Annotated in this window: 1 protein-coding gene; it reads left to right on the top strand. The window is 79.6% G+C overall.

Annotation, left to right across the window (positions count from 1 at the left end; translation table 11 throughout):
* Nucleotides 1-368: ATP-dependent helicase C-terminal domain-containing protein (locus ACLWS4_RS37895; protein WP_416876560.1), on the top strand; the 368-nt coding region annotated here is incomplete at both ends.

Raw genomic sequence — 368 nt, 5'->3', positions numbered from 1 at the left:
AGCGGGAGTTGGGCGAGCCGTGGCCCGAGGTGGGCGACGCGGCGCTGGCCGGGGGCGGGTGGCTGGAGCCGGACCTGTCCCGGGCCCGGCGGCGGGCGGACCTGGAGCGGATCGACCTGGTGGCGGCGTTGCAGCGCCTGCTGCCCTGGGCCTCCGGCCAGGCCGGGCGGCTGGAGGAGCTCGCGCCGGAGCGGATCACCGTGCCGAGCGGGTCCCGGATCCGGGTGGACTACGCGGGCGACCGGCCGGTGCTCGCGGTCAAGCTCCAGGAGCTGTGCGGCTGGCAGGCGGCGCCCCGGCTGGCCGGGGGGCGCGTACCGCTGACGGTCCATCTGCTCTCCCCCGCCGGCCGCCCGGCCGCCGTGACC

It is taken from the genome of Kitasatospora sp. SC0581, from assembly GCF_048159585.1.
GTDB lineage: Bacteria > Actinomycetota > Actinomycetes > Streptomycetales > Streptomycetaceae > Kitasatospora.
The sequence above is the reverse complement of the archived record's forward strand: the minus strand, read 5'-3'. Positions and strand labels throughout refer to the sequence as shown.